Origin of the sequence: Rhodococcus sp. Chr-9 (assembly GCF_000801125.1) — a bacterium.
Taxonomy (GTDB): domain Bacteria; phylum Actinomycetota; class Actinomycetes; order Mycobacteriales; family Mycobacteriaceae; genus Rhodococcus; species Rhodococcus pyridinivorans.
In genome coordinates this window covers 35,636-54,211 of the sequence record NZ_JTIZ01000118.1, presented here as the reverse complement: position 1 = coordinate 54,211, position 18,576 = coordinate 35,636, and the positions used below count along the sequence as shown (strand labels likewise).

Genomic DNA, 18,576 nt, shown 5'->3' with positions numbered 1-18,576 from the left:
GCTACTTGCCGCGGATCGCGTCGAAGACGGCCGGATCGACGAGCGTCGAGGTGTCGCCGAGCTCGCGGCCCTCGGCGACGTCGCGCAGCAGGCGGCGCATGATCTTGCCCGACCGGGTCTTCGGCAGTTCCGGCACAACGGTGATCTGACGGGGCTTGGCGATCGGGGAGATCTCCACCGCCACGTGATCGCGCAGTTCCTTGATGAGCGTGTCGCCGGTGTTCTCGACGTGCTCGCGCAGGATCACGAACGCGACGATGCCCTGACCGGTGGTCTCGTCCGCCGCGCCGACGACCGCGGCCTCGGCGATGGACGGGTGCGACACGAGCGCCGACTCGACCTCCGAGGTGGAGATGCGGTGACCGGAGACGTTCATGACATCGTCGACGCGGCCGAGCACCCACAGCGCTCCGTCGTCGTCGTAACGCGCACCGTCGCCGGCGAAGTACCAGCCCTGCTCGGCGTAGCGCGACCAGTAGGTCTCGCGGTAACGCTGCTCGTCGCCCCAGATGCCGCGCAGCATAGCCGGCCACGGCTGATCGAGCACCAGGTAGCCGTTACCGCCCGCGCCGAGCGGGGTGGCCTCGTCGTCGACGATCTTCGCCGAGATACCGGGCAGCGGCGCCATCGCCGAGCCGGGCTTGGTGGCGGTGATGCCGGGCAGCGGCGAGATCATGATCGCGCCGGTCTCGGTCTGCCACCAGGTGTCGACGATCGGGGCCGAATCCGCGCCGATGACCTCGCGGTACCAGCGCCACGCCTCCGGGTTGATCGGCTCGCCGACGCTGCCGAGCAGACGGATCGACGACAGGTCGTGGGCGTCGGGGATCTCGCGACCCCACTTCATGAACGTGCGGATCAGCGTCGGGGCGGTGTAGTAGATCGACACCCCGTACTTCTCGATGATCTCGAAGTGCCGGTGCTCGTTCGGCGAGTTGGGGGTGCCCTCGTAGACGACCTGGGTGACACCGTTGCTCAGCGGGCCGTAGACGATGTAGCTGTGGCCGGTGACCCAGCCGATGTCGGCGGTGCACCAGTAGACGTCCTTGCCCGGCTTGTGGTCGAAGACGTAGTGGTGGGTGTACGACGCCTGCGTCAGGTAGCCACCCGAGCTGTGGATGATGCCCTTGGGCTTACCCGTGGTGCCCGAGGTGTACAGGATGAACAGCGGGTGCTCGGAGTCGAACGGCTGCGCTTCGTGCTCGGGGGAGGCCTTCTCGACGGTCTCGTGCCACCACAGGTCTCGCCCTTCGGTCCACTCCACGTCGATGCCGGTGCGCGCGACGACCAGCACGTGCTCGATCGACTTTGCGTCGGCGACGGCCTCGTCGGCGGCGTTCTTGAGCGGCGCGGCCTGGCCGCGCCGCCACTGCCCGTCCACGGTGACGAGCAGCTTGGCCTGCGCATCGTCGATGCGCGACCGCAGCGCCGACGACGAGAAGCCGCCGAACACCACCGAGTGGGTCAGGCCGAGGCGCGCGCACGCGAGCATGGTGACGATGGCCTCGGGGATCATCGGCATGTAGATCGCGACGCGATCGCCGGCGACCAGGCCGAGCTCGGTGAAGGTGTTCGCGGCGCGGGAGACCTCGGCGAGGAGGTCGTTGTAGGTCAGCGACCGGCTGTCGCCGGGCTCGCCCTCGAAGTGGATGGCGACCCGATCGCCGTTACCGGCCTCGACGTGCCGGTCGACGCAGTTGTAGGCGACGTTGAGCTTGCCGCCGACGAACCACTTCGCGAACGGAGCGTTCGACCAGTCGAGCACTTCCGTCCAGGGCTCCGCCCAGTCGAGTCGTTTCGCCTGTTCGTCCCAGAATCCGAGCCGATCGGCGTCGGCCGCGGCCTGCAGTTCCGGACCGGCGTTGGCCGTGGCGGTGAACTCCGGGCTCGGCGGGTACGCCTTCGATTCGTGCTCCTGGGCTGCGCTCGTCATGGTGCAGGGCCTCTTTCCGGGATGGTTCCATTCGGGCTCTTGTGAGCGTAATCATCTGTGACCGGCGCCGCACCGTTGCATCGATATGCAACCCCGTCACTTTCGCTCATCGGTCGAATTCGCGCGACGAACGGCATTCGGGCACGACCGGTGAACCTCTCGTCCGTCCACCGCGTGCGCGCCGGTACCGTCGTCGGCGTGACCGACCCTCTTCAGCCTCTCGTCGACCTTCCGGGCGTACGCGACGCCGCCGACCGTGCCCGCGACGCGCTCGCGGAGGTGCATCGTCATCGAACCAATCGGCGTGGTTGGGCGAACACCGCCGCGGAGGCATCGGTGCGGGCCGCCCGCGCCTCGGCGTCGATCGACGGCGGGTCGATGGAACTTCCGCAGCCGGGGGAGAGTGGCGATCCGATCCTGGCCGGAGCGCTGCGGGTCGCGCAGTCGCTCGACGGCGACGCGCTCGACAACATGGTCGCGACGTGGCGACGTGCCCCGCTTCAGGCACTGGCCCGCCTGCACCTTCTCGCTGCCGCGGATCTCGTGGAGGACGCCGAGGAGCTGGGTCGTCCGCGGACGGAGCCGGGGGTCGCCGAGCGTCTCGACGGGCTCGCGCAACTCGTCACCGGGGGGACGAACGCCCCGGCGCCCGTTCTCGCTGCGGTCGTGCACGGTGAACTGTCCGTCCTGAAGCCCTTCGGGGTCGCCGACGGCATCGTGGCGCGGGCCGCGTCCCGGCTCGTGTGCGTCGCGTCCGGACTCGATACGCGCAATCTGGGCGTACCGGAGGTCCACTGGATGCGCCGGTTGCAGGCCTACCGCGACGGGGTCGCCGGATTCGGGGCGGGAACCGTGGAGGGCGTCGGCGGCTGGGTGCTCTTCTGCTGTGGGTCGCTCGAGGCCGGGGCTCGTGAGGCCGGCTCGATCGCCGAGGCGTTCGCCGGCTGAGTGCCGGGCGGGGCTTCGCCGGCCGAATCGCGGCCTGTACGCGAAACCCCCTGCACGCGAAAGCGGGTGGCATATCGATCGAGATCGATTCCGCCACCCGCTAGCACGGGCGGTCCGAGTTACCATGCGTGCTGAAATGGGTTGTGATTCAACGGCCTCGGCGATGATCCGGGTATCGTCGATTCGTCCTCGCAACGGGTGCAGGGTACTCGTCTTCGAAAATCCGGAACTCGCAGGCCCACAACACTCGTGCCCTTATAGTGGCATCGGCTTCGCGTGGGTACTCGGTGTCCGTGCTGGGAAGAACAGTCGGGAGATCGAATCTTCTCTTCCGATTCGGTCTTGGCCTTCCGTCCTTCCGTAACTCCTTTCTACCCCGTCCGCGAGATGTCGGCAAGCCCCCGACGGCAATGTTTGTTCTCGATTTCGCGGCGAGTGACCCTGAGTGTCAACGCATCCGGCGCTTGGCCAGTCGGCGGGTGGCACCCAGTATCAGTGCGGTCGCTCCGAGGGTCGCGGCCAGCGTCGCCAGGGCGCGCGGCGACGGACGGGCACGACGTCCGAGCGGTACGGGCCGGGCGAAAGTGAGAACAGGCCAACCGTTTTCGTTTGCTTCCCGGCGCAGCGGGCGGTCGGGGTTGACCGCGCGCGGATTGCCGACCTCCAGCAACATCGGCAGGTCGGTGGCCGAATCGGAGTACGCGTAGCTGCGGGAGAGATCGTAACCGTACTGCTCGGCGAGCTCGCGGATCGCGACCGCCTTCGCCTCCCCGAAGCAGTAGAACTCGAGCTCGCCGGCGTAGCGGCCGTCGACGATCCGCATCCGGCTCCCCGTGCTGTGGGAGGCACCGAGTGTCCGGGCGATCGGAGTCACCACTTCCTGGCCGGATGCGGACACGATGATCACGTCGTGACCGCGGGCCCGGTGATCGGCGATCAGATCCTTCGCCTCCGCGTAGACGAGCGGTGTCACGACGTCCTGCAGGGTCTTCTCGACGATCGATCCGACCTGCTCGACATCCCATCCTTTGCACATGTGCGCGATGTGTTCTCGCATCCGGTCCACCCGGGCCTGATCGGCCGCCGACAACAGGTAGAGGAGCTGGGCGTAGGTGCTCTGCAGCACGGCCCGGCGGCTGAGGAGACCCTCCTCGAAGAACGGCCGGGTGAACGCCAGCACGCTCGACTTGGCGATGACGGTCTTGTCGAGATCGAAGAACGCTGCGATGCGAGCCGAGTCCGGTGAGCCCCCCGTCGACGGGGCCGGTCGGGACGGATTCACGGACGTATCGGTCACGACCACCACAATAGGGGCGCGCCGCGCCGGTGTTTGAAGTTGCAAGCAGTCGCGCCTAGCGGTGTACTATCGCGAATGCCCGGGTCGATACTCGGGTTGTGTTCAGCCCGACCCCCCGGGGCTGAACGCAGACGGCCCTCGCCTCCTCCCCCCTGGCGAGGGCTGTCGCTTTGTCCGAGGCCTTTTCCGCACGTCTCCGTACTGTCTTCTACACCCGCCGACCTGCGCACAGGTGCGACGAGGGTGCGCACGGCCGGGTTGTCCACAGGCCCCTGATCCATCCACAGGCGGGGCTTCCGAGGCCGTTTCCGCGACACTCACGACCCCGTAGCGGGGCAGCCTGTCGGGCATGAACGACATCCTCGGACTGGTCGACGATCCCGCGCTGGTCGCCGACCTCCATCGTGTGGTCGCGGCGGCCGACCGCACACTGCACGAGATGTCCGTGCCGGTGCCCCGCAGGGCGTGGACCGACGCGGCGATCGTCGTCCTCGATGCGTCCGCCGCAGCGGCATGCGCGGCCGGATATCCCCGCCGCCCCGGCGTGATCCTCGTGTGCAGCGGGACGGCCGGCCTGGCGGACTGGCAGGCCGCCGCGACCGTCGGCGCCGAACACGTCCTCGCCCTCCCGTCCGAGGAGGTGGAACTGCTCTCGATCGTCGCGGCCGCTGACGAGCCCTCGACGGGTGCCGGCACCGTCCTCGCGGTCGTCGGAGGATGCGGGGGAGCGGGCGCGTCGACCTTCGCCGCCGCACTCGCCTGGGCCGCGGGGAACGACGAACGACGCGACACCCTGCTCGTCGACGCCGATCCGTTCGGCGCGGGACTCGACGTCCTGACCGGTCTCGAGGAGTGTCCGGGAGTGCGGTGGTCCGGTCTCACCGTCGACGGTGGACGGGTCTCGGCGCGTGCCCTGCGCGACGCCGTACCCGTATGGGCATCCGGGGTGGGCGTCCTGTCCACCGACCGCGAGAACACCGATCGGCTCACCGCCGTCGCCGCAGAGTCGGTCGTCGACGGGGTGCGCGGAGCGGGAGCAACCGTCGTCTGCGATGTGGGGCGCAGCTTCGACCCGGTCGCCGACGCGGTGATCGCACTGGCCGACCTCACCGTCGTCGTCGTGCCGGCCCGGATCGGTGCGGTGCTCTCCGCTACCCGGGTCGCCCGCACGCTCGCGGCGCGGGGTGAACCGGCCGGAGTCGTCGTCCGCGGGCCCGCACCCGGTGGCTTGCGAGCCGTCGACGTGTCCGACGCGGTGGGCCTGGACGTGCTCACCTCGATGCGTCCCGAGCCGGGCTTGAGCGAGATGCTCGAACGCGGGGGCCTGCGGCTGCGGTCACGCTCGCCGTTGCTCGGTGCGGCGCACGACGTGCTGGCGGCCGTCGGGGCCGACCGCGCCGGCCCGGGACGTGCGGCATGACCGGGACCCTCGGGGACGACCTCCTTTCGCGGGTCCGCGACCGGCTGGCCGACGAGACCGGGGAGCTCACTCCGACCCGCGTCGCCGCAGCCCTGCGCGCGGAATCCGGTGGAGTACTCGGAGACTCCGATCTGCTTGCGGCACTGCGGCATCTGCAGACCGAACTGACCGGTGCGGGCCCGCTCGAGGATCTGCTGGCAGACCCGGCCGTGACCGACGTGCTCGTCACCGCGCCCGATCGCGTCTGGGTGGATCGTGGCAACGGGCTGCACCTGACCGAGGTCACCTTCCCCGACGAGGCCGCGGTCAGACGACTCGCGCAGCGATTGGCGCTGTTCGCCGGGCGTCGGCTCGACGACGCCCAGATGTGGGTCGACGGCAGGTTGCCCGGGCACGGTGAGTTCGGTGTCCGGCTGCACGCGGTGCTCTCCCCGGTCGCGCAGGCCGGGACGTGCCTGTCACTGCGGGTCCTGCGGCCCACGACCCAGGGACTCGAAGCACTGCGGGATCGCGGTGCGGTCTCCGAGGTCGCCTATCGGTTGCTGCTGCGCATCGTCCGCGCGCGCCTGGCCTTCCTCGTCGTCGGCGGCACGGGTGCGGGCAAGACGACGATGCTCGCGGCGCTGCTCGGCGCGGTGGATCCGGCCGAACGCATCGTCTGTGTCGAGGACGCCGCCGAACTGGTCCCGGCCCACCCGCACGTGGTGCGCCTCGTGGCACGGGCACCCAACGTGGAGGGCGTCGGCGAGGTCACCGTCCGCGATCTCGTGCGGCAGGCGCTGCGGATGCGACCGGATCGCATCGTCATCGGCGAGGTGAGAGGCGCCGAGGTCGTCGATCTTCTGACCGCGCTGAACACGGGTCACGACGGCGGCGCAGGGACCGTGCACGCCAATTCGCCCGACGAGGTGCCCGCGCGACTCGAGGCTCTCGCCGCACTCGGCGGCCTCGATCGAGCGGCGCTGCACAGCCAGCTCGTCGCCGCGGTGCAGGTGATCCTGCACGTCCACCGCGGCAGCGACGGAGCGCGACGTCTCGTGGGGATCGGCGTGGTCGAGCGGGACCCCGTCGCAGGCGTGATCGTCACACCGGCATGGACCCACGACAGGGGCGACGAGCACGGCATGGACGCCCTCGAGCGGATCCTGCGTCGACGGGATGCGCCGTGAACGCGACGATCCTGTGCCTCGCGGCGGCGCTGTTCGTCCTGCCGTCGTCCTCGGCCCGCCGTCGACTGCGACGCGGGGTGCCCGACGCGGCGCCGCGCCCGATACCGCGCGCCCTAGTCGTCGGGGTGATGGTCGTCGTGCTCGCGACGGTTGTGGTGTGGGCGGGAATCACACCGGCTGTGGCCGGCGCGACCGTCGCGACGACCGCGGTGTGGCGTCGCCGAGCCCGGCGCCGCGCTGCTGAGCTCGATCGGCAACGACGGATGTTGCTGTCGGGACTCGACACCGTGATCGCCGATCTGCGGGTGGGGACGCATCCCGCCGACGCGTGCGAGACGGCGGCCCGGGAGACGGCCGGGTCCGTCGCCGATGCCTTCCGGGTCGCTGCGGCCCGGGCGCGACTCGGCGGGTCGGCGGCACACGGACTACGTTCGGCCACAGCATCCTCGAATGGTGTCGCCGACAGCCTGGGTCGTGTCGCCGATGCGTGGGCCGTCTCCGACCGCCACGGTCTCGCCCTCGCCGAACTGCTCGGGGCCGCGCGTATCGATCTGGCCGCGCGTATGCGGATCCGTGCCCGTACGGAGGCCGGACTTGCCGGTGCTCGGGCCACGGCGACGGTTCTGGCGGGACTGCCGGTGCTCGGGGTGGGTCTCGGGCAACTCATGGGCGCTGCTCCGCTCGGCATCCTCCTCGCCGGTGGGCTCGGCGGCATCATGCTCGTGGTCGGCACTGCGTTGGTCTGTGCGGGTCTGCTGTGGACGGACCGGATCGCGGCACGGGTGAGGGCATGAGCGCGACGTGGGCGGTGTTGCTGGGAGCGGCCTCTCTCGTCGTCGCACCGACCCCTCGTGGAACCACCCGCTTGTTCTCCACGAGAACCCTTGCTGCCGAGTCGGATACAACTAAACCCGAGACCGACCCGCACGCGTTTCCCGCTGCCTTCGATCTCTTCGCGGCGTGCCTGCGCGCAGGGATGCCCGCCGGTTCTGCGGCGCGGGTCGTCGCGGAATCCGCTCCACCCGACCTCGCGGCGGCGTTGCGGAGAGGTGCCGACCGATTGGCGCTCGGAGCCGATCCGGCCGATGCGTGGGGAGGTTCGGGAGCGGTCGACGCGCTGGACGATTTCGCCCGCGCGGCAAGACGATCCGCGAAATCCGGTGCGCCCCTGTCGGACACCGTCGCCGAACTCGCGGTCCGGCATCGCGCCGAGACGGAGGACCGGGTCGCCGCCGAGATCGATCGGGCCGGAGTACTCGTGAGCGGGCCGCTCGGTCTGTGCTTTCTGCCTGCCTTCGTGTGCCTGGGCATCGTGCCGGTCGTCGTCGGCCTGGCGCGGGACGTCCTGGGTGCGGGGCTGATGTGAACGTCGGCGCGGACGGTCCGCGCCGCTCGGATGGGAGGGACGGAAGATGGGGAAACGAACAGTGACCGAAGCGTTCGCACACGGTCTGCGTGGTCGCCTCGGCGGGCTCGTCCTGCAGGACGACGGCATGTCGACGGCGGAATACTCCATAGTTCAAGTTTGATACCGCCTGGTCAAGGCCCTGTTGTTGGATAATTCTTCACTGACACAACCGATTTCAGACCGTCGGCACCGCCGCCGGCGGATGCCTCCTCGAACCACTGAGGAGGTCATCATGTCCACCGATTGCACGCCCACGGTCTGGCTCGGCTGCCTGACCTGCTACAACGACGGTCGCCTCGTCGGGGGCTGGTACCCCGCCGCCGATGCCGCTGAGGTCACCCCGTCGCAGCTGCACGGACGACCGATCCCCGAGCACGTGCACGAAGAGCTGTGGTGCTTCGACCATGAGCACATCCCCGTCGACGGCGAGCTCGACCCGCTGACTGCAGCCCGCTGGGGCCAGCTCTACGACCAGCTCGACGACCCCTCGCAGTGGCCGGCTGTCTGCGCCTGGGTCCGCGGCGGCAGTTACGTCGAGGATGGCGACGGCATGCCGTCGCTCTCGGATTTCACCGAGCGCTACTGCGGCACGTGGGACAGCTTCCGCGATTACGCCGAACATCTCGCCGAGGAGACCGGGGCGTTCGCCGGCGTCCCCGAGGACCTGCGCTCCTACATCGACATGCGGGCCTGGGCCCGCGACATCGAGGTCGACTACACCGTCGAGCCCGCGCCCGATCACCAGGTCTTCATCTTCCGCAGCTTCTGACCACCGAGGAGGTCATCATGTCCGCATCCACCACCACCACCTGGCTCGATCCCTGGGTCGAGCGGCAAATCAGCGCCGGCCGGCTCGCCCCCGGCGCCCGCGGCATGTCCCGCGCCGACGCCGCCGCGCAGTACAACGCGGCCAACGCGCTGAGCGCTGCCGACGAGGACTACCTCTACACCCCCGAGCAGGCCCAGGCTGCCGTTCGTGAAGTGCTGGCCGCCGTCGGCGTCCACGTCGACGCCGCGACCACCGTCACCCTCACCGACGGTGCCGCCGGCCCCTGGTCGCAGGCGTACCTGGTGAACCCCGGCCAGATCGAGGCGGGGTTGGAGCAACTTCACCTCATCACCGGCGAGACGATCCACGCCGACGCCGTGATCCGCCAGCTCCCGTGGCACTGACCACCCCGGACGGCCCCGTAGCCGCGACCCAGGCTCACGCGCTCTACTGCGGCGCTGTCCTGGTCGGTCGAGACGGCCTACTCGGTCGTGTGATCGAGATCCGTGACGGTCCTGCCCAGCAGCTCATCCTCGGCGTCGTGCTGCGGAGGGGGCACGAGCGCCTGGGCACCTACGAGGTGCACGCCCACCCTGACGAGATCCTGTTCATCCGCCCCAGCCCGAGGCCGTGGGGGTGACCTGCACCCGCCCCGCACCTACCCAGGTGCGGGGCTCTGCTTTTCACGTCGCTCTGCCGAGAGCGGCCACGCGCCGGCCTCGTGCCTCGGCAGGCCCGTGGTCTGAGGTCTCGTGGTCACCTTCGTAGCCACCGCAGCCGCCGCGGCGCGGTGGCGGGATCTGTTCTGGTCCACCGAACGAACGACGTGCGGCACCCCACCGCTTGTGCTTTGTCGGATGATCCGTAATCTAGTGGCCGTTGCACTAGTGCAACAACAATGAGAAACGAACACTGCGGGGGATATTCATGCAGGTCTACGTGACAGAATCGCTGGGTGCCGAAACCCAAGCCCGATTCTCTGACGCCTCACCAGCGGTGGGTGCGTGACGTGCGTCGGCAGGCACTCGCAGCGGCCCTCATCGCTGCACGCGAGCAGCAGGGACTCACCAGGGCGGAGCTTGCCGAGCGAGCTCGCATCGACCGGACAATGCTCTACCGCGTCGAGACCGGGCGAACCTCGCTCTCGGTCGATCTGCTCTGGGACGTCTGCCGAGCCCTCGGCATCACGCCATCGGCCCTGCTGGCAGCCGCCGAGGCCGACGACGCCGCCGCCCAGACGCTCAGCGACGACTGACCGTCACCACCTGCATCTTCTTCCCCCGCATCCTCCGAAGGGATGCACCATGACACACCGCCGCCGACGGCCCGCAGCCGTCGTCATCCTCCTGCTCCTGGCGCTGGTCGCCGCACTCACCGCCTGTGGCGATGACAAGAGCACCGGCGCGCCAACCGGCTTCGGCACCAAGGGGACCTGGGCCGAGAAGGGCTCGGACTCCACCGGCTCCTCCGAAGCCCACGACTCGGCCAAGATCAGCTACACGGCGTGGAAGAAGAACCGGGACAAGCCCAGCTACGCCATCGTCTTGACCAGCGAGATCAAGCTCCCGAGCGAGTTCGACATCGTGAAGAGCCAGCCCGGCCTGCTCAAGGGCTACGTGACCACCTACAGCCCTGCCGTCGGTCGCGGTTTGTCGCAGCTTCAGGACAAATCAGTCACGGTTACGGTACCGATCTTCGATGAGACGACCTCTAGCTACTCCGACGATGCGTTGCTCATCGCCGTGATCGGTCAAGACGGCACGGTCACCTCGGCCACCCGATACCAGTACCCGGCCGAGGGGCGACCGCAGTCGTTCGACCTGGCGAATGAGCCGACCAGCGGCTACGCCCGCGTAACCGCGGCGTCCGGCTCCGACATCTCCATCCCGGCCGAGGCCGCCGGTGACCGGCCGGAGAAGAACTACGTGACCAGTGTCCTGCGAGACGCCTTCGACGACCATCTCCTGTGGGTCATGGTCCGCGGCAGCTCGTCGGTCTACAAGGCCGAGATCAAGAAGCTGGGGGAGTGACCATGAACGCTCGTACCACCCTTGCAGCCCTGGTCATCGGCCTGATGGCCGCCCTCGGTTTCGGCACCGCCGCCGCCCCCGCCCAGGCCGCCCCCGGCGGCGTCCAGAGCGGCACCTACTGGTTCCACAGTCCCGGTTACTTCGGACAGGTCAACCACAATCCCGCTGTCGTCCGAGGCAACACACTCACCGTGCGCTACGGCCCGCTCGTGTACCACTACCCGTTGATCAAAACCCCCAACGGCGCCTACTTCGACAACCGGATCGGGACACGCATGACCCTGACCAAGAAGGGCAACCGCCACTACGCCGGGACCATCTACTACTACGGCATCGATGGCGGGAAGGTGTCTCTGACCAAGCGCTGACCCACGTGAAACCCCCGGAGCGGCCACCCGTTTCGGGGGTTTTGTCGTCGCTGCGGCAACCCCCGCTACCCCGGGAACGGGCTCGTGTCAACGCAGGTGGGCGTCTATCCAATCGTCGCCACAGTAGACGGCGTCGACCATCATGCCCATCGACGTGTACCCCGTCGCCTGCAGCGGTCCCTCGTCGTCTGTCTCGCCGTCCAACACAAACGAGTCCCGCTCATCGTCGGCTCCTCGCCCGACCTTAAGGAACTTCATCCGGCCGGCATCACGGATGTGTACCGCTACGGTCCCGCCGTCAGGGAAGTAGTGCTGCAGCCGTTCGACCACGACGTCGTCGGCGGGATCATCGTCGATACACGTCACAGTGTTGCGCACCCACGGATACTCCACGTCGCGGAACTCTGGTCTGCGATTGTGTTGCGCGAACCCGAACGTGGCGATCGTGCGCGGGTCCCGCGTCTCGTGTCGAGCGTCCCACTGGTCGGCGAGCTGCTTCATGAAGAAGGTGTAACCGGAGTCCACTAGGTGTACTGACCAGGGACGTTGATCGTTAGACAAGTGCCCACTTGTCACACAAAGAAGCGCTTGTCTATAGTGTGGGTATGACAGTTTCACTGGATGTTGCCATGCCGCGCACGGACCTGTCGGCGCGGGATCACGCGCGGATGCTTGCTCCGTTGTTGAAGCCTTTGTCAGACGAGAACAGACTGATGATCGTGCTGACGCTTGCGGCGGGGGCGTGCTCGAACAAGCAGTTGCAGGAGGCCACCGGGTTGAGCCAGGCGCTGGTGAGTCACCATGTGGCAGCCTTGCGGGAAGCGCGGCTGATCAGTGTGCGGGCCGAGGGCCGGTCCAACATCTACGAGCTGTGTTGTGAGCAGTTGGCGGCGCCGGTGCAGTGGCTCGCTCACTTGGCGACTCTCACTCCACGTCCAGCAAAGAGGGCCACTGGAAAACTCGGATGAGTGGTGGTCGAGCCTGGGCGATGTCCTTGCGGTCGAGCGACTAGAAAACGGCGAAGATCAACCAACCCGACTGAATCTACTATGTCGGTGGCAAGTTGGACTTCACGCTGATTCGTATCGATGAGGAGCGCGGGGTGTACGACCGCCCGTTCACCGTCTTGCTGGATAAGGATGAGGTAGCTGGTGATTTCACGCTCTGCGCTCCTACGGTGGTAGGCCCCACTCAGGCAGTGTTCGACGAATCCGCCAATTGGGCGGGTGCTGCAGTGTTGATGACCGCCAAAGCAATCATGCGTGATGAGCCCTGGTCGGTGATGATGCGTGACGCTGATTTCAAAGTTGAACTGCTTCGCATGATCGAGTGGGATCATATCCTGCGATACGGATCTTCCCGTGACGTGAGATACCTGGGGACACAGATGAGATCGTGGATGGACATCGGTGTTCAACATGTCCTTGACACCTGCACTGTGACGTATGGAGCTGATAACCGAGATGCCCTCTCTGCAGGGATCGAATTCTTCAGCCGTCTTTCCCATCAGGTGGCGGGTGAAGGTGGACTCGCGCCGTTTCCTTTCGAACGGATCGAGACCGAGGTCCTCCGCATCTTCAGTGCTTCATCATGGGCATGACCAACCACTGTATGGGCCCCTCACATAGTCGAGATGAAAGTTCGGATGACCAGGACAAGCAGGTCAGGCATCCGCGTGCTGTGATATGATTCGCGCCATGGGCGTAATGAATGCAATTTTCACCACCTTCGGTCGGCTCCGGAGCTCCGGAGCCGCCGGTGGGTGTGTGCGCTAACGGAGGACGTTCCACGGAGGTAGAGACACCCACCGCTCAGCTTGTCCAGCCGGGCGGCCGTTTCGGCATGCCCGGAGCACGATATCTGCTGCGGAGTGTCTTTTCTATGCCTACCTACAGGCCGAACAAGGGCCGTCACGAGAACGGCCAGAACTACCTTGTCAACAAGTCAATGATTAAGAAGGTCGTTGACCTTGTCCCTGTCAGTGCGTCCGTCCCGGTCATAGAGATCGGCCCGGGACACGGGGCGCTGACCTTTCCCCTCCAGGACCGTGTCCTGGCTACCGGTGGATCGTTGACCGCCATCGAGATCGACCCGGCCTCCGTCCGGTGGCTGGAGGAGCGGCTGCGCCCGGAGGTTCACCTGTACGAGCAGGACGTCCTTGATTTTGTGCTGCCGGACGGCCCGCACGTCCTGGTGGGGAACCTGCCGTTTCACCTGACCACCGCGATCCTGCGGCACGTCCTTCACTCACCGGGGTGGACTCACGCGGTCTTCCTGGTGCAGTGGGAGGTCGCGCGTCGCCGCGCCGGCGTCGGTGGTGCCACGATGATGACAGCCCAGTGGTGGCCCTGGTTCGACTTCGAACAGCACGGGCGAATACCATCCACACATTTCCGTCCCCGCCCCACCGTCGACGCCGGTGTCCTGGTGATGCGTCGCCGGGAAGAGCCTCTCGTCAACTGGTCGGAGCGTGCGCGGTACGCGTCGTTCGTCCATGCCGTGTTCACCGGCAAGGGCCGAGGCATCGCCGACATCGTGTCCCGGGTCGTGGGGCGTCGGCGTGAACGACGGTGTGCTGAGGTCCTGCGTGAGGCCGGTGTTCCGGCAAACGCACTGCCGAAACAGTTGGACGCGGGGCAGTGGGCCACACTGTTTAAGGCCGTGGGGCGCTAAAGGCGAGCTGATCGCGATGTGATCGGTCGCTGCGTCTGATGTCGGCAGCAGAAGAAGTGCCATCCCTCCCAGATCCTGTTCCAGGGAAACTCTAAAGACAGCACCGTTGGCCATACGAAGAGCAATGTCTTCCCGGTCCATCAGACCAGCACGCCATAGAGTGATCAAGAATCCACGCCATATAGCGCTCATATTCACACCGCCCAGGTTCCACCGTCTCATAAGACCCGCCCGCTGATAGTCGCATTAAAGGTACCTCTAACGTACAATCGAGCCATGAAGATCGGCTACGCGCGCTGTTCGACCGACGAGCAGGACCTCACCGCGCAGATCGACGCGCTGCAGCGCCTGGGTGTCGAGCCTGCGCACATCTACACCGACCTCGGCTACACCGGCACCAACCGAAACCGGCCCGGGCTGCAGCAGGCGCTCGCCGCCGCCAGCCGCCCCGGCGATGAGCTGGTGGTAACCAAGCTCGACCGCCTGGCCCGCAGTGTCCCTGATGCCCGAGACATCGTGGCTGGCCTCACCGACCGCGGCGTGCGACTCCGCATCGGCGAGAGCCTGCACGACCCCGAGGACCCGACGGGCCGACTGCTGTTCAATGCGTTGGCCATGGTCGCCGAGTTTGAGGCCGACCTCATCCGGGCCCGGACCCGCGAGGGCATGGCCGTGGCCAAGGCCCGCGGTCGCCTGCGCGGCAAGCGGCCGAAGCTGCCGCCCAGCCAGGAGCGCCGTCTCGTCGAGCTTTTCCGGTCCGGCGAGCACACCGTTGGCGAACTGGCCGAGGACTTCGGTGTCAGTCGGGCCACCGTCTACCGTGCTGTCCAGCGTGTCGGAGGTCCATGAGCACAATTGACGTCGAACCCGAGCAAGTCCAGCCAGATCCGGGTGGTCCGTTAGGAGACGGCGTCCCGGCGAATCGAAAGACCGTATCCACTTGACCAGCATTGACACCGCAAAGAACAGTAGTCTGCGATCGGCGCGGAGCGCGATGCCGGGAGGCGCCCGTGGCAGGCCGGGTCGCTGCGCTCCCGGCCGACCACGGTTCGACTGCCGTGGTGCCGGTTGGTGCGGTGTACTGGGGGCGTGGAAGACGAGGACATGACCGAGGCCGAGATCGACGCGCTGTTCCGTGCGACCCAGCCCATCGGCAACGCGATCAACGCTCTGGCTCAGGCCGAACTGATCGTCGCGGCCGTCGACGACGGCATTCCGCCCCACGTTCGCGCTCGTCTCGACGCCACCCTGCGCGACCTCACCGACGACAAGGACACCCCATGAGCGACCCCGGCTTCACGCCGGCCACCGACGCCCAGATCGCCCTGGCCTTGGCCCAGGCCGACGGCGCACTGGCCGCGGCCGGCCACTATCTCGACCCGGCCGACCGCGCCGCGTCCGACGCTGAGATCCCCGCGGCCATGCGCGGTGAGCAGTCCTTCGACGACGCCGTCGCCGCCGGGCTGGCCCGCATCACCGGAAAGGATCCCGCATGACCGCGCAGGACCCACTGCACGTCTTCTTCCGACTCCCTGACGAACGCCTCGCTCGTCATCTCGACCGCATGATCCACGACGCGGGCGGCGATCCTGACCGCTGGCTCGCCGACATCATCGAAGCCGACCAGGACCGTTGTCGAGCCGAGGTCCAGGCCCGGCTGGCCGCGCTGGCCGAGAAGGTCAGCGCACACATCGACCGCGACGCTGTGGCAGCGTGGGACGGCAAAGCGCCGCCCATCGACGGCGAAGTCCGGCGGCCACGCCGTCCGAGGCCGTCGTCGGAGTGGCGCACGCGTTGAGCCGGAATCTGCGCATCAGATCAGCGGTGTTAGGTACGGATTGTCGCCCTCGTCTCGCGCGGTGTGCCGGTGGAATCGACCCATGTCACGAGGCAGTCGACAGCGTTCGGCGACCCCATCGCCAATAGCAGAGGGAGCCGGATCTCTTGTCCGGGCGGAATGGTTCCAAGTGGCTGTTCATCCCGTACAACACGGAACATCGCGTGTTCTGGCAAGTCTTGGAACTCGAAATCGACCTCGGACGCGGGTCCCTTCGACATGTTGTGGAGCACCAGCGACCAGCGCCGTTTCGTTTTGACACGCCCTCTGCTGTCGGTCTCGACGTTCTCACGCACTTCAGCTCTAGGCCAAACTCCTTCGGCTGGATCAGGGGTTTCGGCGTCGTTCTCACTCACCTTCGACGACTCGACCGACTGCTGGAACCGTCCCGTTGCCCGACTCAGAAAGTTGTTGATGTGCCCGACGAGTGCGCCGTCGTCGGAGTAGTCGAGCACGATCGCCGACTCCCGGACCTCGGCCAAGTAGCCATCCAGCCTCTGTCGTTCCGACAGGCGTTCGCCGCTCAGCGGAGCTCGGGGTGCGGAACTCACCAGAATCGCCACGGATTTCCCCGCGGCGACAAGCTTCTTGATCTCTTCGACGGTTCCAGACTCGGCCTCACCCGTCGGCGTGCCCAAGCGATCGCAGAATACGGCGATGGCCATGTCCGACTCGTCGACGATCTGGTCATTGAGGATCGCCTGCGGTCGCTCGCCGAACTCGGCCGCTGCATGCTCAGTCCAGGACACAGGAAGGACGGTGAGACCAACGGTGCGGCCGAAATTGAGATTCCACTGGCTGATCGTCTTACGGATCAGTGCCAGATCCGGTCCAGGAACATCACCGGGCGCTGAGACGAGAAGATGGAGCGCGAGAGTTGGGTAGGCCATGGGTGGTTTCCTTCGTGCTGGATCGGTTCATACGGCCGCGTCACGGTTCGCGAACCTGATTCTGGCAGCAGCATCTGACATACGCCGCGGTGCCGCCGGCTCCGTGCGGCGCCGCCTGGTCAAGGCGCCCCGTGGAGAAGCCGCGATATGTCGTACCTGCTCACTATGGTCGTGGTCAGCTGTCCGCCGGAGTCGGCGGGGCGGAGTGGAGGAATGCCATGGAGACCATCGACGTGTGCTTGGGGCGCGATCGCGTGCCGATAAGTTTGGACGTGTTCCGCACGTTGTTCCAGAACTCCAGCGTGAACATGTACCGCGGATACTCCCGGGCGATCGAGAACGGGCGGATTCCGTTCAGCAACTTGAAGTTTCTCGCCGGTCGCGCCGAGATCCCCTATCCACTGTTCTTCGCTCCGCTTCCACTCGTCGAAGCGCAGGTCAAGGCGAAGACTGACAAGCTCCTCGCTGGGACCAGCAAGACGACGTTCTCTGTCAACTCCAGAGGAGACGTCGATCTGAACGAGGTCGGATTGATCGTGAAGGATCTGCTGCGCAAGCAGGAGACGCTCAAGCGACTCGACCCCGGCCTGAAGAAGAACCAGATCGTCGGCCTGTTGCGCAGGCCCGGGCTCACTCCTGAAGCCGACGCCCTCGTGCTCCGGGACGCGCTCGGGCTGTCCAGGGACGAGATGCTCGGCGCGCGGAACCGCGAAGCCTTGCTGGACCTGATGATCGCTCGCCTTGAAGCGAACCAAGTGCTGGTGTCGCAGAGCTCGCGCACCGCCATGCCGCAGCTGCTCAGAACCGAGTTCAGCGGCTTGACGCTCAAGGACAACAAGATCCCGTACATCTTCTTGGCCGGCGACCCAGTCGCCGAAGAACCCGTCGGCCGCAAGATCTTCACGCTCGCACTGCTGACGGTGCTCGTCGCGCGGAAGATCTTCGCGCCGGTGCGGATCGGAGCGCACAGCGAAGGCGCCGAACCAGGTCGCGAGTATGACATCGCCGCGGCAATGCTCATGCCTGGGGACGAAGTCGCCAGCCTCGACCTGGAGACGCTCGACGACATCACGGCGGCGGCCGAGAGATTCAAGGTCACCCCAAGCGCGATGACCATCCGGGCGATGCGGCTACGCCTCGTCGAACCCGACGCTGCCGGCGAGTACCTGGCCGAGCTCCGACGTGCGTTCGCCTCCCGCGCGAAGAGCGGCGGCCGGACCCCCTACATTCAGAACGCCATGCGCAAGTACGTCGGACGCGAGATGGCGAGGAGGATGTTCGACGTACTCGACGCCGGGAGGATCTCTCCTGGCGAATTCAGCAGGGTGGTCTGCGTCAAGAAGATCGCGCCCGCTGACTTCGATGCCTTCCGGGAGGCTGTCCGGTGAGCAACAGCATCTACCTCGTGGACAACAACGCTCTGGCGAGACTGACTCGCGACCAGCGGTCCAGCCGGTTCTTCGCAGACTTCTGCCGCATCCCCACCGACGTGCTGGAGGAGGCAAGCGGCTTCCCCGACATCGACCAGCTGCGCAAGGTCGAGTACAAGACGACGGTCTCAGTACTGGAGCGACTGATTGAAGTCATGAAGACCGTGCCGTCCGAAGACACTGAGCTCCTCGACCTCTACGGCAACAAGGGGCGCGCCGATCCCGTCATCGTTGCCTGCGCGCTCGACGCGCACGCCGACGAGACGGCCACGCTGCTGCCGCAGACCATTGTGATCGTGACGCACGACAAGGCTGTGCGGGACAAAGCCACGGAGTTCGGCTTCATCGTTGAGACGAGCGAAGAGCTCGCTGCGGCGATCGACGCTACCTAACGGTGCCGCTAA

General features: G+C 66.9%; 24 protein-coding genes. 20 read left to right on the top strand and 4 right to left on the bottom strand.

Going from position 1 to position 18,576, the window contains the following annotated elements:
* Window position 1: 1 nt before the first annotated feature.
* A complete protein-coding gene (gene acs / locus QR64_RS18220; RefSeq protein WP_006552416.1) occupies window positions 2-1,933 on the bottom strand; it encodes an acetate--CoA ligase in 1,932 nt (643 codons plus the stop codon).
* A gap of 198 nt (window positions 1,934-2,131) precedes the next feature.
* On the opposite strand from acs, the gene QR64_RS18215 reads away from it, so the two are divergent.
* The gene (locus QR64_RS18215; RefSeq protein ID WP_033097956.1) at window positions 2,132-2,881 is read left to right on the top strand and encodes a hypothetical protein; all 750 of its coding nucleotides are present in this window, start codon (window positions 2,132-2,134) and stop codon (window positions 2,879-2,881) included.
* 448 nt (window positions 2,882-3,329) lie between these two features.
* Here QR64_RS18215 and QR64_RS18210 read toward each other — a convergent pair whose 3' ends face one another.
* Window positions 3,330-4,184, bottom strand: a complete 855-nt coding sequence (locus QR64_RS18210) for an HAD family hydrolase (RefSeq protein WP_371850709.1) — start codon at window positions 4,182-4,184, stop codon at window positions 3,330-3,332.
* A 343-nt stretch (window positions 4,185-4,527) separates the two neighbouring features.
* Between QR64_RS18210 and ssd the strand changes: the two genes are divergently transcribed.
* The 10 genes from ssd to QR64_RS18155 all read left to right on the top strand — a co-directional run bounded on the left by ssd (window position 4,528) and on the right by QR64_RS18155 (window position 11,342).
* Window positions 4,528-5,598 carry a septum site-determining protein Ssd gene (gene ssd, locus QR64_RS18205; protein WP_019290220.1) on the top strand — a complete coding sequence of 357 codons (1,071 nt, stop codon included), beginning with the start codon at window positions 4,528-4,530 and terminating at the stop codon, window positions 5,596-5,598.
* Window positions 5,595-6,767: a TadA family conjugal transfer-associated ATPase gene (locus QR64_RS18200; RefSeq protein ID WP_019290219.1), complete on the top strand. Its 1,173-nt coding sequence runs from the start codon at window positions 5,595-5,597 to the stop codon at window positions 6,765-6,767. The genes ssd and QR64_RS18200 overlap by 4 nt, the downstream gene beginning before the upstream one ends.
* Entirely contained in the window at window positions 6,764-7,561 is a 798-nt protein-coding gene (locus QR64_RS18195; protein ID WP_033097903.1) for a type II secretion system F family protein, read from the top strand. The genes QR64_RS18200 and QR64_RS18195 overlap by 4 nt, the downstream gene beginning before the upstream one ends.
* Entirely contained in the window at window positions 7,558-8,133 is a 576-nt protein-coding gene (locus QR64_RS18190) for a type II secretion system F family protein (protein ID WP_039586754.1), read from the top strand. The genes QR64_RS18195 and QR64_RS18190 overlap by 4 nt, the downstream gene beginning before the upstream one ends.
* Window positions 8,134-8,407: 274 nt before the next feature.
* Window positions 8,408-8,944 (top strand): antirestriction protein ArdA, encoded by a 537-nt coding sequence (locus QR64_RS18180; protein WP_052227362.1) that lies wholly within the window; start codon window positions 8,408-8,410, stop codon window positions 8,942-8,944.
* Window positions 8,945-8,961: 17 nt separating this feature from the next.
* Window positions 8,962-9,348 (top strand): hypothetical protein, encoded by a 387-nt coding sequence (locus tag QR64_RS18175; protein ID WP_039586630.1) that lies wholly within the window; start codon window positions 8,962-8,964, stop codon window positions 9,346-9,348.
* The gene (locus QR64_RS18170; protein ID WP_039586628.1) at window positions 9,339-9,584 is read left to right on the top strand and encodes a hypothetical protein; all 246 of its coding nucleotides are present in this window, start codon (window positions 9,339-9,341) and stop codon (window positions 9,582-9,584) included. Before QR64_RS18175 ends, QR64_RS18170 begins: the two co-directional genes overlap by 10 nt.
* 315 nt (window positions 9,585-9,899) lie before the next feature.
* On the top strand, window positions 9,900-10,199 hold the full coding sequence (locus tag QR64_RS18165) for a helix-turn-helix domain-containing protein (RefSeq protein ID WP_039586626.1): 300 nt from the start codon (window positions 9,900-9,902) through the stop codon (window positions 10,197-10,199).
* Window positions 10,200-10,248: 49 nt separating this feature from the next.
* Entirely contained in the window at window positions 10,249-10,974 is a 726-nt protein-coding gene (locus tag QR64_RS18160; protein ID WP_052227361.1) for a hypothetical protein, read from the top strand.
* Between the two features lie 2 nt (window positions 10,975-10,976).
* Window positions 10,977-11,342, top strand: coding sequence for a hypothetical protein (locus QR64_RS18155; RefSeq protein WP_039586622.1), 366 nt, complete (start codon window positions 10,977-10,979; stop codon window positions 11,340-11,342).
* A gap of 87 nt (window positions 11,343-11,429) precedes the next feature.
* Here the strand turns inward: QR64_RS18155 and QR64_RS18150 are convergent, their stop codons facing one another.
* The gene (locus QR64_RS18150; RefSeq protein WP_235367223.1) at window positions 11,430-11,843 is read right to left on the bottom strand and encodes a hypothetical protein; all 414 of its coding nucleotides are present in this window, start codon (window positions 11,841-11,843) and stop codon (window positions 11,430-11,432) included.
* 104 nt (window positions 11,844-11,947) lie between these two features.
* Here QR64_RS18150 and QR64_RS18145 point away from each other — a divergent pair, with 104 nt between their 5' ends.
* The 7 genes from QR64_RS18145 (at window position 11,948) to QR64_RS18115 (ending at window position 15,813) form a co-directional block, all read left to right on the top strand.
* Complete coding sequence (locus tag QR64_RS18145) at window positions 11,948-12,310, top strand: ArsR/SmtB family transcription factor (protein WP_039586748.1); 363 nt, start codon at window positions 11,948-11,950, stop codon at window positions 12,308-12,310.
* 95 nt (window positions 12,311-12,405) lie between these two features.
* Entirely contained in the window at window positions 12,406-12,942 is a 537-nt protein-coding gene (locus QR64_RS18140) for an aminoglycoside 6-adenylyltransferase (RefSeq protein WP_052227360.1), read from the top strand.
* Window positions 12,943-13,223: 281 nt separating this feature from the next.
* The gene (gene erm / locus QR64_RS18135; protein WP_039586621.1) at window positions 13,224-14,015 is read left to right on the top strand and encodes a 23S ribosomal RNA methyltransferase Erm; all 792 of its coding nucleotides are present in this window, start codon (window positions 13,224-13,226) and stop codon (window positions 14,013-14,015) included.
* A 276-nt stretch (window positions 14,016-14,291) separates the two neighbouring features.
* Entirely contained in the window at window positions 14,292-14,864 is a 573-nt protein-coding gene (locus QR64_RS18130) for a recombinase family protein (RefSeq protein ID WP_039586620.1), read from the top strand.
* A gap of 240 nt (window positions 14,865-15,104) precedes the next feature.
* Complete coding sequence (locus QR64_RS18125) at window positions 15,105-15,299, top strand: hypothetical protein (protein ID WP_039586618.1); 195 nt, start codon at window positions 15,105-15,107, stop codon at window positions 15,297-15,299.
* Complete coding sequence (locus QR64_RS18120; protein ID WP_039586617.1) at window positions 15,296-15,511, top strand: hypothetical protein; 216 nt, start codon at window positions 15,296-15,298, stop codon at window positions 15,509-15,511. Before QR64_RS18125 ends, QR64_RS18120 begins: the two co-directional genes overlap by 4 nt.
* Window positions 15,508-15,813: a hypothetical protein gene (locus tag QR64_RS18115; protein ID WP_039586615.1), complete on the top strand. Its 306-nt coding sequence runs from the start codon at window positions 15,508-15,510 to the stop codon at window positions 15,811-15,813. The genes QR64_RS18120 and QR64_RS18115 overlap by 4 nt, the downstream gene beginning before the upstream one ends.
* A gap of 29 nt (window positions 15,814-15,842) precedes the next feature.
* On the opposite strand, the gene QR64_RS25250 is transcribed toward QR64_RS18115, so the two are convergent.
* A complete protein-coding gene (locus QR64_RS25250; RefSeq protein ID WP_052227359.1) occupies window positions 15,843-16,742 on the bottom strand; it encodes a hypothetical protein in 900 nt (299 codons plus the stop codon).
* Between the two features lie 218 nt (window positions 16,743-16,960).
* Between QR64_RS25250 and QR64_RS18105 the strand changes: the two genes are divergently transcribed.
* Both QR64_RS18105 and QR64_RS18100 read left to right on the top strand, forming a co-directional pair.
* The gene (locus QR64_RS18105; protein WP_152640973.1) at window positions 16,961-18,130 is read left to right on the top strand and encodes an ImmA/IrrE family metallo-endopeptidase; all 1,170 of its coding nucleotides are present in this window, start codon (window positions 16,961-16,963) and stop codon (window positions 18,128-18,130) included.
* On the top strand, window positions 18,127-18,564 hold the full coding sequence (locus tag QR64_RS18100; RefSeq protein ID WP_039586611.1) for a hypothetical protein: 438 nt from the start codon (window positions 18,127-18,129) through the stop codon (window positions 18,562-18,564). The genes QR64_RS18105 and QR64_RS18100 overlap by 4 nt, the downstream gene beginning before the upstream one ends.
* Window positions 18,565-18,576 lie beyond the last annotated feature (12 nt).

Bases quoted from the DNA above. Each gene is read 5' to 3' on its own strand.
- QR64_RS25250 (WP_052227359.1), bottom strand. From the start codon at position 16,742: ATGGCCTACCCAACTCTCGCGCTCCATCTTCTCGTCTCAGCGCCCGGT.
- ssd (WP_019290220.1), top strand. From the start codon at position 4,528: ATGAACGACATCCTCGGACTGGTCGACGATCCCGCGCTGGTCGCCGAC.
- QR64_RS18190 (WP_039586754.1), top strand. From the start codon at position 7,558: ATGAGCGCGACGTGGGCGGTGTTGCTGGGAGCGGCCTCTCTCGTCGTC.
- QR64_RS18115 (WP_039586615.1), top strand. From the start codon at position 15,508: ATGACCGCGCAGGACCCACTGCACGTCTTCTTCCGACTCCCTGACGAA.
- QR64_RS18155 (WP_039586622.1), top strand. From the start codon at position 10,977: ATGAACGCTCGTACCACCCTTGCAGCCCTGGTCATCGGCCTGATGGCC.
- QR64_RS18120 (WP_039586617.1), top strand. From the start codon at position 15,296: ATGAGCGACCCCGGCTTCACGCCGGCCACCGACGCCCAGATCGCCCTG.
- acs (WP_006552416.1), bottom strand. From the start codon at position 1,933: ATGACGAGCGCAGCCCAGGAGCACGAATCGAAGGCGTACCCGCCGAGC.
- QR64_RS18200 (WP_019290219.1), top strand. From the start codon at position 5,595: ATGACCGGGACCCTCGGGGACGACCTCCTTTCGCGGGTCCGCGACCGG.
- erm (WP_039586621.1), top strand. From the start codon at position 13,224: ATGCCTACCTACAGGCCGAACAAGGGCCGTCACGAGAACGGCCAGAAC.
- QR64_RS18105 (WP_152640973.1), top strand. From the start codon at position 16,961: ATGGAGACCATCGACGTGTGCTTGGGGCGCGATCGCGTGCCGATAAGT.
- QR64_RS18180 (WP_052227362.1), top strand. From the start codon at position 8,408: ATGTCCACCGATTGCACGCCCACGGTCTGGCTCGGCTGCCTGACCTGC.
- QR64_RS18130 (WP_039586620.1), top strand. From the start codon at position 14,292: ATGAAGATCGGCTACGCGCGCTGTTCGACCGACGAGCAGGACCTCACC.
- QR64_RS18175 (WP_039586630.1), top strand. From the start codon at position 8,962: ATGTCCGCATCCACCACCACCACCTGGCTCGATCCCTGGGTCGAGCGG.
- QR64_RS18150 (WP_235367223.1), bottom strand. From the start codon at position 11,843: ATGAAGCAGCTCGCCGACCAGTGGGACGCTCGACACGAGACGCGGGAC.
- QR64_RS18145 (WP_039586748.1), top strand. From the start codon at position 11,948: ATGACAGTTTCACTGGATGTTGCCATGCCGCGCACGGACCTGTCGGCG.
- QR64_RS18160 (WP_052227361.1), top strand. From the start codon at position 10,249: ATGACACACCGCCGCCGACGGCCCGCAGCCGTCGTCATCCTCCTGCTC.